We start from the raw sequence: 13,717 nt of genomic DNA on the forward strand, positions 1-13,717 counted from the left end.
ACCGTCAGCGTCGCGTGGAGATGCGACCGTAGGCGTCGACCGTCACGATGAGCGACTCGACCTTGCGGTTCACGACGCGGATGATCACGACGATGAGCCAGAGCCCGCCGGTGATGAGCGTCAGGATCAGGTTCCAGAACCAACCGATGCGCTTCTGTCGCTGCAGCACGGCCTGCTGGCCCTGCACCGACGACACCGTCCAACCGCGCGCGGCGTAGCGGGCGACTTCGGCGTTCAGGACGGCGGTGAGCTGCTCCATCGGGAGCGGTGTGGAGGAGGACATGCCTCGAATCTACCCGTCACGGGCGTCAGGCCCCCGAGCCCGACACCGCCGGTGCCTGAGCCCGACACCACCGGTCCCTGAGCCCAACACCACCGGTCCCTGAGCTTGTCGAAGGGCGCTCTACGATCGATGTATGCGCATCCGTCTCGCCGAACCCGCCGACCTGCCTGGCGTCCTCGCCATCCACACCGACGCCGTCGCGAACGGTGTCGCGATCTGGACCGAGGTCACACCCGACCTCGCCGAGCGCGAGGCATGGCTCGCCCGCCACCAGGACCCGGGCCGGGTCGCGCTCGTCGCCGTCGCCGACGGCCCCGACGACGCCCTCCCCGAGGGTGACGTCCTCGCCTACGGCAGTTACGGTCCGTACGCCGCGAAGGACGGGTACCGCCACACCGTCGAGAACTCCGTGTACGTGCACCCGGACGCACAGGGGCGCGGCCTCGGCAAGGCGCTCATGGTCGAGTTGCTGGAACGCGCCACGGCCGACGGCCACCACGTCATGCTCGCCCTCATCGAGGCGGAGAACACCGCATCGATCGCCCTGCACACGAAGCTCGGGTTCGAGCAGGTCGGCCTGCTGCCGGAGGTCGGGACGAAGTTCGGCCGCTGGCTCGACCTCGCCATCCTGCGCCGCACGCTCGCCTGAGCGGGATCTACGAACCCGAACGGGCGATCACGACCCGGGCGACCGCACCCGCAGCAAGGTCCACGGTGTGCGGCTCGGAGGCGCCGGTCAGGACGACCCGGACCGGTGTCTCGCCGAGGTTGCCGAGGATCACGACGGTCTCGCCTGCGGCGTCGACGGCGGCGATCGCGGTCACACCTGCCGGCGAGACGGGCGACCCGACGCCGAGCGACCCGGCACCGGGCGACACCCCGCCGACCTCGACCTCGACGCGCCGTCGGCCGCTGAGCTCGGCGATCCACCCGAGCGCCCGGCCCGCGGCCGTGAGCGTGCCGTCGGCCGCGACGAGCCCACGCGGTCCGGTCGCCTCGAAGTACGACAGCGACTCGACACCGGAGACGGACAGGGCCGCGACACTGCCGACGACCCAGGCGCCGAGCGCCTCCGCCGACTGCCGCTCGTCCGTGGCGCCGGGCACGTGCTCCGCGCCGAAGCCCGCGCGGAGCTCCGGGTCGCGGGAGTCACCCGCGCTCGCCCGGGTGGTGGCGACCGCGTTGTAGCGGGCGCCGAGCGTGACCGGCCCGACGTGCAGCGAGCGGCCGTCGGCGATCCTCACGGCGTCCGCCACGACGACGGCCTGCATCCCGAGCGACTCGACGAGCTGGTGCCCGCCGCGGTCGTGCATGAACGGCGTGATGCTGAACGCCACGGGGCCCGTCCAGCGCTCGAGGCGCGCGTGGTTGCGGTTGAGCTCCGTGAAGTGCGCGCGCGTACCGCCGACGAGCTCGGGGTGCGGCGTCGGGACCTCGGCCCACAGGGTTCGCAGGACCTCGCCGAGCGCGGTCAACAGCGTGACCTCCGAGAGGTGGGTCCGGCGATGGAACGCCCCGACGCGCACGACCGGCACGGCCGCGTCGCGGAGCCGCCGCAGCACCGGCTCGGCCTCCTCGCCCGTCCCGAGCACGAGCCGGAGGTCGAGGGGCCCGCCGCCGGCCTGGCGCACGGCGCGATCGAGGATGGCCGGCCAGTCCTGGTTCGTCGGGTCGATCTCCACGAGGATCCCGGTGATCGTGTCCGGGACCACCGCACCAGCGCGTCCGCCATCGGGGTCGCTCGACACCGAGGTCGAGATCGTGGGGACGACACTGTCGAGTGGCGCGCCGATCCGACCTTCGACCACCTCAGGGACCGGGTCCTCTCGTTGCCCCGCGAGCTCCGTCTCGGGCACGACGGTCACGGCGAGCGGCGTCGCCAGTGGGGCGTCGGCTGGCTCGGCAGCGCCGACCCGTGCGCAGCTGACCTCGACGGACTGCTCCACGACGTCACCGACCGCCAGTGCGACGGGGAACGGCAACGACAGCGGGGTCGAGTAGGTCTTGAACGAGGCGTCGGTCCAGTTGCGCTGGTCCTCCATCTCGAAGACGTCACCGCTGAAGCGGACCGTGGTCGCGACGCGGTCGCCGGTCCAGGCGAGGGACCCGATGCGGATCGCCGGCTGATGCGGAGCGACTCGTTCCGGGAGGCGCACGGTCGTCGTGGACCCCTCCGGGTGGCCGACGACGAGCTCGGTGCCCGCGAGCGCCGGTGACTGCAGCACGATGAGACCGATGCGCGCGCGCCGGAACGCGGCGGTCACCTCGGCCCGGACGGCGACCCGGAGTGTCGACGCTCCGAGGTCGACCGACAGGGACCAGGCGACGGTCTCGCCATCGTCGCCGACCCGGCCGCGCAGGTGCAGGCCGCTCGTCGTGCGGTCGACCGCGTCGACGATGACGGGCAGCGTCTTCCAGTCCTGGTCGCGGACGACGAAGCGGATGCTGCGCAGCACGGGCTCGCCGTCGAAGGCGATGTCGTCGAGCTCCGAGCCGCGGAGCGAGGCCGACCATGGCCCTCGGCCGACGGCGAGGGCGTCGCGCTCGCGGTCGAGCAGGAGGTCGGATGCGACGCGGAAGGCGGTTCCCGAACGCGAGGTCATGATCGTCGGCTCAGAGGCTCGTCATGCCGCCGTCGACCCGGAAGGTCGCTCCGGTGGCGAAGCTCGACTCGTCGCTGGCGAGGTACACCATGATGCCCTCGACGTCCGAGGCCTGGCCGGGACGACCGAGCGGGATGCGCCCGACGATGGCGGCACGCGACTCCGGGTCGCCGGAGATCGCGGTGACGAGCGGGGTCTCCGTGTAGCCGGGGACGACGGTGTTCACACGGATGCCCTGATCGGCGTAGGCCGCGGCGACGGTCCGCCCGAGGCCGTGGATCCCGGCCTTCGTGGAGCTGTATGCCGTGAAGTCGGCGCCCTCGCCGTTGAGACCGGTCGGGCTCCCGGTCAGGATGATCGAGCCGCCGCGGCCGAGCATGGCGCGGACGGCGTGCTTGGTCGTGAGGAAGGTGCCGGTGAGGTTGATGTCGACCGTGCGCTGCCAGACCTCGAGGTCGAGGTCGGCGATCTTCGCGTCCTGGCCGAAGAGCTGCACGCCAGCGTTCGCGACGACGACGTCCGGGGTCTTCCCGGCGGCGTCCATGACCGCGAAGGCGGCCTCGACGCTCGCTTCATCGGCGATGTCGAGTCGCACGGCGATGGCGGTCGGAAAGAGTGCCGCCGCATCGCGGGCGGCCTGGATGTCGCGGTCGGAGAAGACGACGACGGCGTCCTCCCGCGCGAACCGTTCGGCGACCGAACGTCCGATCCCCGATCCGGCACCCGTCACGAGCGCGGTCTTTCCTGCAAGTCGTCCAGTCATCGTCGCCTGTCTCTCGTGCGGTGTTGCGGGGGTGGTGTCTCGGGTGTCGTCTCGGGTGTCGCAGTGGCTGTCGTGGGTGCGACATCGGGTCGTCTGCAGCCTATCCGGCACAACCGGTTGACCGCATGTGACGTTCGCAATTCAGGACGGCCGCGGCGCGCCGACCCGGATCGGGGGAGGGAGCGGGCCGACGCACCGGGCACGTCCTGAATTGCGAACAGTTGGGGAAGCGGGTTACCGCTCGATCTTGTCGAGGTGGAGCATGGCGGCGAGGTTCTTGTCGAGCTCGTCGTCCCGGAAGACCTTCTTCCAGTCGTCCTTGATGATCGCGCTGCGGCCGTAGTCCATCGCGATGAGGCACGCGTCGGAGAACGGGTTGTCGCCCTTGAGCGAGTTCGCGAGGGCGACCTGCGTGTGGCCGAGGAGGATCGCACGAGCGGCCGGCTCCGGCACACCCATGGTGTTGACGGCCTCGTCGAGCGACTCCTTGAGGAGCGCACCGATCATGCAGGCGATCGTCTCCACGAGGGTCGGCTCGAGCTGCGCGAGCTGCTTGACCGTGACCCAGTGGACCTCACCGACGGGGGCGAAGATCGCCCGGACGACGGCCTCGACCTGCGCCTGCTTCTCAGCGTCGTCGGACTCGATCGCCGCGATGGCGTCCTGGAGGGCGGCGATGCCACCGAAGGTGTCCGCGTACTCCTCGGGCGTGTGGCGCTCGACGAAGACGGAGGGGTGGCAGGGGTGCGTGACGGCCTGGATGACGTCGTCGCGACGGGTCAGCAGACCCGCGTACGCGGCGGCCGGGTCGAGCGTGAGGAGCACGGCGCCCGACTTCATGAGCGGGACGACGCCGGCGGACACGGCCTTCAGGGCGAGGTCCGGGACGGCGAGGATGACGACGTCGGCGTCGGTGACGGCCGCGTCGGTCTCGGTGAGCTCGCGACCGGCCTCGGTCACACGCTCCTGGCCGGCGGGCGACACCTCGCTGTAGAAGACGGTGTGGCTGGTCTTCACGAGGTTGTTGGAGACGCGCATGCCCATCTTGCCGCCCGCGCCGATGACGGCGATGGTGAGCTGGTCCGCGACGGTGGTGGTGTCGGTCATGATCTTCCTTCTCTCAGGTACTGCAGGTTGTGTGCGGTCCACGTGCGCTCGAGCTCGATCGTCTCCGTGATGGAGTCCCCGAGCGGGAGCCAGTGTTCGATGATCTGGTTGACGCCGCGCTCGTCCGGTCGGACGACGGCGGTGAGGGCTGGGTAGTCGAGCAGGCCGGTGCCGAGCGGGGCACCCTCGAGGGTGAAGCCGACCCAGCCGCCCCGGCGGGTGAACGCGAAGTCCTTGACGTGGATGTTGCGGACGTACGGAGCGGTGCGCTCGATGACGTCACTCGGGTGCTCGAGCCGGGCGACGGTGTTGGCGGGGTCGAGGCAGATGCCGAGGTTCGGGTGGTCGACGGCGGTCACGAGGTCGACGAGCTCCTGCGACGACAGTTGCTCGTAGGTCTCGAGTGCGATCGTCACGCCGGCCGCCTCGAACGCCGGAAGCACCGTGCGGAGCCGATCGACGGCGTCGGTGTGGGACGGCCGGTCGTCGCCGGAGGTCGCCATGCTGCGCAGGAGCTTCGCACCCAGCACGGTGGCGATGTGGAGGAAGCGCTCGAGGTGCGCGACCGCGATCCCCTTCGTCCCGAGTTCGAGGGTGACCCCGCGCTCGCGGGCGACCTCGGCGATCCGGCGCAGCTCCTCGTCGGACATCGACTCGATGCGGGCGTCGTCGCAGATCTGGAAGAGCTCGACGCCGGCGTCGGCCGTGCGCTCGATCATGCCGATGACGCTCAAGCGCTCGGGTGCGAGCTCGGAGCCCTCCCAGAAGAAGGTGTAGGTGCCGAAGCCGATCATGCTGTCCTCGGTCCCTGAGCCTGTCGAAGGGTGCCATCCTGAGCCTGTCGAAGGGCCTCGTCGAGCACGGCCTCGAGCGCCGCGACGTCGTGGGCGAAGCGTCCGAGGAACACACCGTCGACGTCGTCACCGAGCGCGGTCAGCAGACCGGGGCCCGCACTGCCGCCGTAGATGACGGAGCTGCCGACCCGGTCGGCGCGCTCGGCGATCGATCGCTTCAGGATCGCGCCGACGGCTCGCACGTACTCGGCAGACGCGGGTTCAGCCGCACCGATCGCCCACACGGGCTCGTACGCGACGATCACCGGCCCAGCCACGGCATCGGCGAGCGCGGAGTCCAGCTGGCGCACGCACTCCGTCGCAGCCGCCTCGGGCGTCGTGCGCTCGACCTCGCCGATGCAGAGGACCGGTGAGAGTCCGTTGCGGAGGGCCGCGGCGGTCTTCTCGGCGACGACCTCGTCGGTCTCGCCGAAGAGCGAACGGCGCTCCGCGTGGCCGACCTCGACCACGGCGACGCCGACCTCGGCGAGCTCGGGGCCGCCGACCTCACCGGTGAACGCGCCACGGTCCGCGCTCGCGAGGTCCTGCGCTCCGACCAGCACGCGCGTCCCGGCGAGGGCCGCCACCGACGGCGCGACCGCGAGGTAGCCGGGGATGACGAACAGTCGCACGCGACCATCGACCACGGCCTCGTGCCGACGGGCCAAGGCGCCCACCTGCTCGATCCACTCGAGGGTCTGCGCGTGGCCGAAGTACATCTTCAGGCTCACGCCGACCACGCGGGGCGCGGACGACCTGGGCACGGCCGACGGGGACGGGGTGGTCATCAGCAGGAGCCCGTCGCCTCGTACTCACCGATGACGGCGACCTTCTCGGCACTCGCGCTGGTCTCGTCGAAGCGGTAGGTGAGCCACTCGCGGACGAGGCGGCGGGCGAGCTCGATGCCGATGACGCGCTGGCCCATCGTGAGCACCTGCGCGTTGTTGCTGAGGACACCGCGCTCGACGGAGAAGCTGTCGTGTGCCGTGACGGCGCGGATGCCGGCGACCTTGTTGGCGGCGATCGCGACGCCCAGGCCGGTGCCGCAGAAGAGGAGCGCGCGGTCGGCCTGGCCGGACGCGACGAGCTCGGCAGCGGCGATCGCGACCCGCGGGTAGGCGGTGTGGCCATCGGCGTCCACGCCCACGTCGACGAGCGAGGCGACACCGTCGTGCTGCTCGAGGTCGCGCTTGACGATCTCCTTGTAGTCGAACCCGGCGTCATCCGAGCCGATGACGATGCGCAGCTGATCGGTCATGCGTGTACTCCTTCGTTGGTGGTGCTGGTGGAGCCGTCCGGCGTAGTGGTGCCGGCGGCGCGCTCGAGGACGGGGACGATCGCCGTGACGATGAGGCCGAACGAGTAGGCACCGGCGTCGACGGTGCCGAGACTCTTCTCGGCGTGCGGACGGGCCCGGCCCATCTTCGGCAGGAGGTCCGCGGTCTCAGCGGCAGCGGTGGAGGCAGCCGCAGCGGCGGTCGTCCATGCCGCGATGAGGTCGGAACCGTCGGCGACGGCTGCACGCAACGTGGTGGTGAACGGCACGAGCGCGTCGACCATCGTCTTCTGTCCGACCTCGGCCTTGCCGAACGACATGATGCCGTCGACCGCGGCCTGCACGCCGGTCGCGACGTCGGTGCGCCCTGGTGCGGCCTCGTCACCGAGGGCGGTTCCGACAGAGCGGAGCGCGAGGCCCCACAGGGCGCCGGACGTGCCGCCGGCGCGGTCCGCCCAGGCGTCGCCGGCCAGGTGCAGGACGGTGTGGGCACCGGCCCCGGCATCGGCGGCGGCGTGTGCGGCGGTGGCGGCGGCACGAGCACCGCGCTGCATGCCGATGCCGTGGTCGCCGTCGCCCGCGACGGCGTCGATCCGACCGAGCTCCTCGACGTTCGTGTCGATGACCTGGACGAGCGCATCGAGGGCCTCGACCACGACCGCGGCGGCGGCCCGGGACGCGTCGGAGGCGGCGGGGATCTCGGCAGCCGTCTCGGCGACGATCTCCGAGGGGTCGAGCTGTTCGGCCGCTGCGACGACGCCCTTGCGGTAGGCGGGGGTGTCGGCGCCGGCCGCCCAGAAGCCCTCGAGCTCCTCGTCCAGCCAGAAGAGGGTGAGCGAGACGCCGGCCATGTCGAAGCTCGTGACGAGCTCGCCGACCTCGGGGTCGACGATCTCCACCCCTGCGGCCTCGAGCTGCGCGGCGACCGCACGGTAGACGACGAACAGTTCCTCGTACTTCACCGAGCCGAGGCCGTTGAGGATGACGCCGACGCGAGCGCCGGTGGCCTCGGAGACGCCCTCGGGCAGTTCCGCGAGCAGCGAGGAGACGAGCAGGGTGGCGAGTTCATCGGCCGTCGGCACGTCGGTCTCGTCGATGCCGGGCTCGCCGTGGATGCCCATGCCGACCGCCATGCGCCCCTCGGGCACGGTGAACAGCGGCTCGGTCGCGCCCGGCAGGGTGCAGCCGCTGAACGCGACGCCGAAGGACCGGGTGCGCTCGTTCGCGTGGGTGGCGACGCGGACGACCTCGTCGAGGTCGTAGCCCGCCTCGGCCGCGGCGGCGGCCGACTTGAAGACGGTGAGGTCGCCCGCGATACCGCGACGCTTGTGTTTCTCGGCGAGGGGTGCGCTGGAGATGTCGTCGGTGACGGCGACGCTCCGAGTGGGGATGCCCGCTGCGTTCAGCGCGTCCTGCGCCTGGGTGAAGTGGAGCACGTCGCCCGCGTAGTTGCCGTAGCTGAGGAGGACGCCACCCCCGCGTTGCGCCGCCTTCGCGACCGACTCGACCTGGTGGGCGGAGGGTGAGGCGAACAGGTTGCCCATCGCCGCGCCGTGCGCGAGGCCCTGGCCGACGATGCCGCCGAACGCCGGGTAGTGGCCGGAGCCACCGCCGATGACGAGCGCGACCGTGCCCTCGGGCGTCCGGGTGCTCCGGACGACGCCGCCGGTCACGCGCCGGACCTGGTCACGGTTCGCGGCGACGAAACCGTCGATCATCTCGTCGGCGAACTCCGCCGGGTCGTTGAAGAGGCGCGTCATCGGGTCTTGCCCGTGAGGTCGTCGTGGGTGACCCGCAGCTCGCGAGAGCTCCGCTGCTTGGAGAGGATCACCATGAGCGTGGCGGAGATCATCATGAAGCCACCGACGATGAACATCGGGACGACGTACTGCGGGGTGTCGCCGACCTTGGTGAGGTCCGCGACGGCGCCGGTGATGTACGGCGCCGAGAACCCGGCGAGGTTGCCGACCGTGTTGATGAGCGCGATACCCGCGGCCGCTGCCGCACCGGTGAGGAACTGCGTGGGCAGCGTCCAGAAGTTCGGCAGCGCGGCGAAGATCGCCATGGCGGTGACCGCGATGATCGCGATGGTCAGGGCGGGCGAGTTGGCGAAGAGCGCGAGCGGGATGCTCACGGCGCCGACGATCGCGGGGATCACTATGTGCCAGGTCTTCAGGCCACGACGCGTCGCGTCACGAGACCAGAAGTACAGGGCGATGGCGGCCGGCACGTACGGGATGGCCGTGATGAGACCCTTCTGCATGACGTCGAACTCGACCCCGAACGACTCCTGGAACCCGGCGATGATCGTCGGCAGGAAGAAACCGAGTGCGTAGAGGCCGTAGATGAAGCCGAAGTAGATGAACGCGAGCATCCAGACGCGGCCGCTCTTGAAGGCGTGCTTGATGCTGACGTGGCCCTGCTTCTGCTCGGTGGTCGCCTTCTCGTGGGCGAGCGCCGCGGTGAGCCAGGTCTGCTCCTCGGGGGTGAGCCACTTGGCCTCGGACGGACGGTCCTTGAGGTAGAACCAGGCGATCACACCGATGATGATGGCCGGTGCACCGACGCCGAGGAACATGAAGCGCCAGCCCTCGAGACCGAAGAACACGCCGTGCTGACCGATGAGCCACCCGGCGAGAGGTGCGCCGATGACGGTGGTGAGCGGCTGCGCCAGGTAGAAGAGGGCGAGGATCTTGCTGCGGTGCTTGGCCGGGACCCAGAGGCTGAGGAAGAGGATCGCTCCGGGGAAGAAGCCGGCTTCGGCGACACCGAGCACGAACCGGAGGATCGCGAGCTGCTCGAAGTTGGCGACCCAGGTGAACAGGACCGCGACGATACCCCAGGTGACCATGATGCGGGCGAGCCAGCGGCGGGCACCGAACTTGTTGAGCGCGAGGTTGCTGGGCACCTCGAGCAGGATGTAGCCGATGAAGAAGACGCCGGACGCGAAGCCGAACTGGGCGGCGGAGAGCGCGAGGTCCTCGTTCATGCCGTTGGGGGCGGCGAAGCCGATAGCGGTGCGGTCCAGGTAGTTGATGAAGAACATCAGCGCCACGAACGGCACGAGACGGATCGAGACCTTCCGGATGGCTGATCGCTCGACAGCCGGGTTGGCCGCGGGGGCGGTGGTGTCCACTATGACTCCTCGGGTGGGCGGCATCGATGCCGCGGGCAGGGCGTGGTCCGGGCCGGACCGGAATGAACGATACATCAACCGGTTGACCAATTCAAGCGTCGCCGGCCCCCGAGCACCCCTGCCGGTCCCTGAGCTTGTCGAAGGGCCGCGATACAGTGAACCCATGCCTGCGTTCCCGGATCGGCCGACCGACGACATCTCGTCCAGCCTCGGACCGGTCGCCGTGGGATCCGCCGTCTCCGCCGTCGCGAAGCGCCTGCTCGACCACTTCACGAGCGGTGAGATCGCCCCGGGGACCCGCCTCCCACCGGAGCGTCAGCTCGCCGCGTCCCTCGGCATCGGGCGGTCCGCCGTCCGCGAGGCCCTGGCGGCGCTCGAGATCCTCGGCGTCGTCGACGTCCGCCCGGGCAGCGGCACCTACCTCCGCGGCAGCGTCTCCGAACTCCTCCCCGAGACGCTCAGCTGGGGCCTCATGCTCGGCGAGCCGCGGACCCGCGAACTCATCGAGGTGCGCGGTCAGCTCGAAGTCTTCGCCGCCGGCCTCGCCGCGACGCGCATGGACGACATGGCACGCAACCGGCTGCGCAACCACCTCACCGCCATGAGCGAGGCGGGCGCCAATCGCACCAAGTTCATCGAGGCCGACCTGAAGTTCCACCTGGAGCTCGCCTCGGCCACCGGGAACCGCGTGCTCTCCGACCTCCTGCAGAGCATCCGCTCGCTCCTCCGCATCTGGGTGGAGCGCGGCATCCACGAGGACGTCGACGCCCAGCGCGCCTTCGAGGAGCACGAGGCCGTCTACGAGGCGATCATGTCGGGCGACCCCGCGGCGGCCACGGCTGCGATGCAGCACCACATGGACACCGCGACCGAGCGCCTCAACCGCACCCTCACGGCGTAGCACTTCGACAGGCTCAGTGACCGGGGTTCGGGTCAGTGACCGGGGTTCGGGTCAGTGACCGGGGTTCGGGTCAGTGACCGAGTCCCGGTCCCGGAGCTTGTCGAAGGGCGGTCAGGCGCGGATCGCCGCGACGACCGCTTCCACCGCGGCCTCGACCGCGCGCGTCCGCGCGTCGGCGTCCTCGCCCTCCGAGTCGTGGAGGAAGATCGTCACGCCGCGGCGAGCGCCGCAGAAGTCGACGATGCCGTGCTCGAGCTGCGTCCGCATCGCCTGCTCGTAGCCGTGGCGGTCGTAGACCCCGGCGTCGTCGCCCGCGATCGGCACGAGGTGCACGCGCAGGCGGTCGAGCTTCCGGACGATCCCGCCGTCCGCGTCGAGGCCGAACGCCCAGCCGTTGACGAAGACGCGGTCGAACCAGCCCTTGAGGAGCGCGGGCGTCGACCACCAGTACACCGGGAACACGAGCACGAGGTCGGTGGCCCGGTCGAGCCGCTCCTGCTCGGCGGCCACGTCCGGGGTGAAGTCCCCGCCGACGCGGTAGGTGTGGCGGTCGGCGCGCGTGTACCGCGGGTCGAAGCCCTCCGCAGCCAGGTCCGCGACCTCGACGCCGGCCGGGTCCGAGGTCGAGCGCAGCTCCTGCGCGAGCCGCTGGGCGAGGTGATGGGTCAGGGAGTCGGGGTCGGGATGGGTGGTCACGATGAGCGTCGGCACACTCCATCATCGCCTGCATCGAGCGCGGGATCCGCCGTTCGGCACCCTCTGCAGGATGACCGGGGTCCGTCCGGCGACTGATGCCGACGGCGTGGCGAGCGCCCTACAGTTGTCGGAATGAGCGGGTGGACATGGCAGGCGTGGGTCGGACTCGTCGGCGGCACGGTGATCTTCTTCGCCGTCCTCGGTCCGATCCTGCTCGTGCAGCTCCGTCGCTACGGCCAGATGTCGCTCCCTCGGGTGACCGGTGCTGCGGCGGTCAGTGTCTACGCGGTCGCCCTCGTCGCCTACACGCTGCTGCCGCTGCCCGATGAGCGCGCGAACTGCGGCACGGCCCACGGGGCGCTCGAGCTGATCCCCGGGCACTCGATCGGTGACATCGCACGGGAGACCGCCGGGCTCTCGGTCCTGAGCACCCTGACGAGCCACGCGTTCCTCCAGGTCGTCCTGAACGTGATCCTGTTCGTCCCGTTCGGCGCCATCGCGCGGCGGTACTGGAACCGTGGGCTCGGTGTCTCCATCCTGCTCGGGGCGCTCGTCTCCCTGCTGATCGAGTCGACGCAGTACACGGGCATCTGGGGCTTGTACGAATGCGCCTACCGGGTGGCGGACGTCGACGACGTGATCACGAACACGGCCGGGGCCGCGATCGGAGCACTCATCGCCCCGATCGTCCTCGGGTGGATGCCGAGCGCGCGAGCCCTTCGCGCCACCCGCGACCGGGCGCGACCCATCACCGTCTGGCGACGCTGGTTCGGCATGGTCCTCGACGCGTTCGCCGTGAACCTCTCGATCACGGTGCTGTCGCTCGTGTTCGTCGTCCCGCGCGTCCTGCTCACGGGTGCGACCGGGACCGCCAACGACCCGACGCTGCCCGAGGTGCTCAGCATCGGTGCGGGCACGGTCGTCCTCGTGATCGTGCTGCCGGCGCTCATCGGGAGCGGTGCGTCGCTCGGGCAGCGCCTCGTCTGGCTCGCTCCGCAGTGGCCGGACGGACGCGGATCGGCGGCGCGGCGCCTCTACCGCGGGTCCGTCGTGGCCCTGCCGTACATCGCCACGACGACCGCCGCGCAGATACCCGATGCCACGAGCGGCCTCACGCAGACGATCGTCGGCATCGTCGGGATCCTCAGCTTCATCATCGTCGCCACGGCCGTCGTCTCCGTACCGTTCACCCGGCACCGCCGCGGCGTCTCCTACGTCTCCGTCGGCGCGGACCTGCGTGACGCACGCACGACCACGCCGTAGCGCGACAGCAGGAGATCGGCGCCGCAGCAGGACGCACTCGCTCGGAGGCTCCTGCTCAGGGGCGGACCTCCTGGTGCCGCGCCGGCCGCTCGGCGCCTAGAGCTCGGTGCCGAGGAGCCCCGACAGGAAGGCGTGGAGCTCGTCCGCCATGTCGACCGACTCCGGCGCGAGCAGCCACTGCACCTGCAGCCCGTCCATGAGCGCGAGGGTCATGAAGGCCGCGCTGGTGGTGGAGAAGCCGGCCCGCACGCGTCCTGTGGAGACGAGCAGCCCGAAGGTGCGCTCGAGCCGCGTGCGGGTGCCCTCGTAGCGCTCGACGAAGTAGTCGTGCGCCGGGTGATCGGGCGACGTCGCTTCCGCCGAGAGCGTGCAGTAGAGCGCGACCACGCCGGGCACGGAAGCGTTGTAGCGGGCGAGTGCGACCAAGCCCCGGAGCGTCTCGATCGGGTCGTCGCCATCCATCGGCACGAGCGTCGCCGAGAGGTCGTCGCGGTGGGAGAGCACCGCGGCGAGCAGCGCGCTCTTGTTCGGGAAGTGATGCAGCAGTCCGGCCTCGCTCATCCCCACCTGCGTGGCCACCTCCCGGAGCGAACCCGCGCGATATCCCCCGTTGGCGAAGACGGCGAGCGCGGCGTCGAGGATCGCGACGCGCTTCATACCGGTTTTCGCATATGCACCGCGGGGCTTCCCCTGCGGCTTGTTCCCGGTCTTGACCGATGTCATCGGACGACCTCCCCCTTCGGACGGCTTCACGATAGCGCGTTCCCCGTCGAACGCCGCGGCCTGGTCGTGATCCAACTGTGACATGGTCGAAAACAAAAAGCTAGTGACCACTCGGCTTTCGTGCTAGCGTCCT

14 protein-coding genes are annotated in these 13,717 nt (G+C 70.6%); 3 read left to right on the plus strand and 11 right to left on the minus strand.

Features of this window, described 5'->3' with window-relative positions:
* Window positions 1-4: 4 nt before the first annotated feature.
* Window positions 5-283 carry a hypothetical protein gene (locus tag QRN44_RS07520; RefSeq protein ID WP_138945899.1) on the minus strand — a complete coding sequence of 93 codons (279 nt, stop codon included), beginning with the start codon at window positions 281-283 and terminating at the stop codon, window positions 5-7.
* A 133-nt stretch (window positions 284-416) separates the two neighbouring features.
* On the opposite strand from QRN44_RS07520, the gene QRN44_RS07525 reads away from it, so the two are divergent.
* Window positions 417-932 (plus strand): GNAT family N-acetyltransferase, encoded by a 516-nt coding sequence (locus QRN44_RS07525; RefSeq protein WP_285038731.1) that lies wholly within the window; start codon window positions 417-419, stop codon window positions 930-932.
* Window positions 933-939: 7 nt separating this feature from the next.
* Here QRN44_RS07525 and QRN44_RS07530 read toward each other — a convergent pair whose 3' ends face one another.
* The 8 genes from QRN44_RS07530 to QRN44_RS07565 form a co-directional block, all read right to left on the minus strand.
* Complete coding sequence (locus QRN44_RS07530; RefSeq protein WP_285038732.1) at window positions 940-2,886, minus strand: D-apionate lactonase family protein; 1,947 nt, start codon at window positions 2,884-2,886, stop codon at window positions 940-942.
* A 10-nt stretch (window positions 2,887-2,896) separates the two neighbouring features.
* Window positions 2,897-3,649, minus strand: coding sequence for an SDR family NAD(P)-dependent oxidoreductase (locus QRN44_RS07535; protein ID WP_285038733.1), 753 nt, complete (start codon window positions 3,647-3,649; stop codon window positions 2,897-2,899).
* A gap of 234 nt (window positions 3,650-3,883) precedes the next feature.
* Window positions 3,884-4,756: a phosphogluconate dehydrogenase C-terminal domain-containing protein gene (locus tag QRN44_RS07540; protein ID WP_285038734.1), complete on the minus strand. Its 873-nt coding sequence runs from the start codon at window positions 4,754-4,756 to the stop codon at window positions 3,884-3,886.
* Entirely contained in the window at window positions 4,753-5,550 is a 798-nt protein-coding gene (locus tag QRN44_RS07545) for a sugar phosphate isomerase/epimerase family protein (protein ID WP_285038735.1), read from the minus strand. The genes QRN44_RS07540 and QRN44_RS07545 overlap by 4 nt, the downstream gene beginning before the upstream one ends.
* Window positions 5,547-6,377 (minus strand): triose-phosphate isomerase family protein, encoded by an 831-nt coding sequence (locus QRN44_RS07550; RefSeq protein ID WP_285038736.1) that lies wholly within the window; start codon window positions 6,375-6,377, stop codon window positions 5,547-5,549. Before QRN44_RS07550 ends, QRN44_RS07545 begins: the two co-directional genes overlap by 4 nt.
* Window positions 6,377-6,847: a ribose-5-phosphate isomerase gene (locus QRN44_RS07555; protein WP_064295405.1), complete on the minus strand. Its 471-nt coding sequence runs from the start codon at window positions 6,845-6,847 to the stop codon at window positions 6,377-6,379. The genes QRN44_RS07550 and QRN44_RS07555 overlap by 1 nt, the downstream gene beginning before the upstream one ends.
* Window positions 6,844-8,625, minus strand: a complete 1,782-nt coding sequence (locus QRN44_RS07560; RefSeq protein ID WP_285038737.1) for a dihydroxyacetone kinase family protein — start codon at window positions 8,623-8,625, stop codon at window positions 6,844-6,846. Before QRN44_RS07560 ends, QRN44_RS07555 begins: the two co-directional genes overlap by 4 nt.
* Window positions 8,622-10,025: an MFS transporter gene (locus QRN44_RS07565; protein ID WP_121293280.1), complete on the minus strand. Its 1,404-nt coding sequence runs from the start codon at window positions 10,023-10,025 to the stop codon at window positions 8,622-8,624. The genes QRN44_RS07560 and QRN44_RS07565 overlap by 4 nt, the downstream gene beginning before the upstream one ends.
* Window positions 10,026-10,164: 139 nt before the next feature.
* Here QRN44_RS07565 and QRN44_RS07570 point away from each other — a divergent pair, with 139 nt between their 5' ends.
* Complete coding sequence (locus tag QRN44_RS07570; protein ID WP_064295407.1) at window positions 10,165-10,902, plus strand: FadR/GntR family transcriptional regulator; 738 nt, start codon at window positions 10,165-10,167, stop codon at window positions 10,900-10,902.
* A gap of 111 nt (window positions 10,903-11,013) precedes the next feature.
* Here QRN44_RS07570 and QRN44_RS07575 read toward each other — a convergent pair whose 3' ends face one another.
* Entirely contained in the window at window positions 11,014-11,613 is a 600-nt protein-coding gene (locus QRN44_RS07575) for an NAD(P)H-dependent oxidoreductase (RefSeq protein WP_285038739.1), read from the minus strand.
* 117 nt (window positions 11,614-11,730) lie between these two features.
* Between QRN44_RS07575 and QRN44_RS07580 the strand changes: the two genes are divergently transcribed.
* Window positions 11,731-12,861 carry a VanZ family protein gene (locus QRN44_RS07580; protein WP_285038740.1) on the plus strand — a complete coding sequence of 377 codons (1,131 nt, stop codon included), beginning with the start codon at window positions 11,731-11,733 and terminating at the stop codon, window positions 12,859-12,861.
* A 96-nt stretch (window positions 12,862-12,957) separates the two neighbouring features.
* On the opposite strand, the gene QRN44_RS07585 is transcribed toward QRN44_RS07580, so the two are convergent.
* Entirely contained in the window at window positions 12,958-13,518 is a 561-nt protein-coding gene (locus QRN44_RS07585) for a TetR/AcrR family transcriptional regulator (RefSeq protein WP_254628270.1), read from the minus strand.
* Window positions 13,519-13,717 lie beyond the last annotated feature (199 nt).

This window comes from Plantibacter sp. lyk4-40-MEA-4 (genome assembly GCF_030209415.1).
Taxonomy (GTDB): Bacteria; Actinomycetota; Actinomycetes; order Actinomycetales; family Microbacteriaceae; genus Plantibacter; species Plantibacter flavus_A.

What these genes read in the sequence shown, in the direction of transcription:
- QRN44_RS07560 (WP_285038737.1), bottom strand. Translation starts at nt 8,625, where the DNA reads ATGACGCGCCTCTTCAACGACCCGGCGGAGTTCGCCGACGAGATGATC.
- QRN44_RS07540 (WP_285038734.1), bottom strand. Translation starts at nt 4,756, where the DNA reads ATGACCGACACCACCACCGTCGCGGACCAGCTCACCATCGCCGTCATC.
- QRN44_RS07585 (WP_254628270.1), bottom strand. Translation starts at nt 13,518, where the DNA reads ATGAAGCGCGTCGCGATCCTCGACGCCGCGCTCGCCGTCTTCGCCAAC.
- QRN44_RS07555 (WP_064295405.1), bottom strand. Translation starts at nt 6,847, where the DNA reads ATGACCGATCAGCTGCGCATCGTCATCGGCTCGGATGACGCCGGGTTC.
- QRN44_RS07570 (WP_064295407.1), top strand. Translation starts at nt 10,165, where the DNA reads ATGCCTGCGTTCCCGGATCGGCCGACCGACGACATCTCGTCCAGCCTC.
- QRN44_RS07550 (WP_285038736.1), bottom strand. Translation starts at nt 6,377, where the DNA reads ATGACCACCCCGTCCCCGTCGGCCGTGCCCAGGTCGTCCGCGCCCCGC.
- QRN44_RS07565 (WP_121293280.1), bottom strand. Translation starts at nt 10,025, where the DNA reads ATGCCGCCCACCCGAGGAGTCATAGTGGACACCACCGCCCCCGCGGCC.
- QRN44_RS07545 (WP_285038735.1), bottom strand. Translation starts at nt 5,550, where the DNA reads ATGATCGGCTTCGGCACCTACACCTTCTTCTGGGAGGGCTCCGAGCTC.
- QRN44_RS07525 (WP_285038731.1), top strand. Translation starts at nt 417, where the DNA reads ATGCGCATCCGTCTCGCCGAACCCGCCGACCTGCCTGGCGTCCTCGCC.
- QRN44_RS07530 (WP_285038732.1), bottom strand. Translation starts at nt 2,886, where the DNA reads ATGACCTCGCGTTCGGGAACCGCCTTCCGCGTCGCATCCGACCTCCTG.
- QRN44_RS07580 (WP_285038740.1), top strand. Translation starts at nt 11,731, where the DNA reads ATGAGCGGGTGGACATGGCAGGCGTGGGTCGGACTCGTCGGCGGCACG.
- QRN44_RS07535 (WP_285038733.1), bottom strand. Translation starts at nt 3,649, where the DNA reads ATGACTGGACGACTTGCAGGAAAGACCGCGCTCGTGACGGGTGCCGGA.
- QRN44_RS07520 (WP_138945899.1), bottom strand. Translation starts at nt 283, where the DNA reads ATGTCCTCCTCCACACCGCTCCCGATGGAGCAGCTCACCGCCGTCCTG.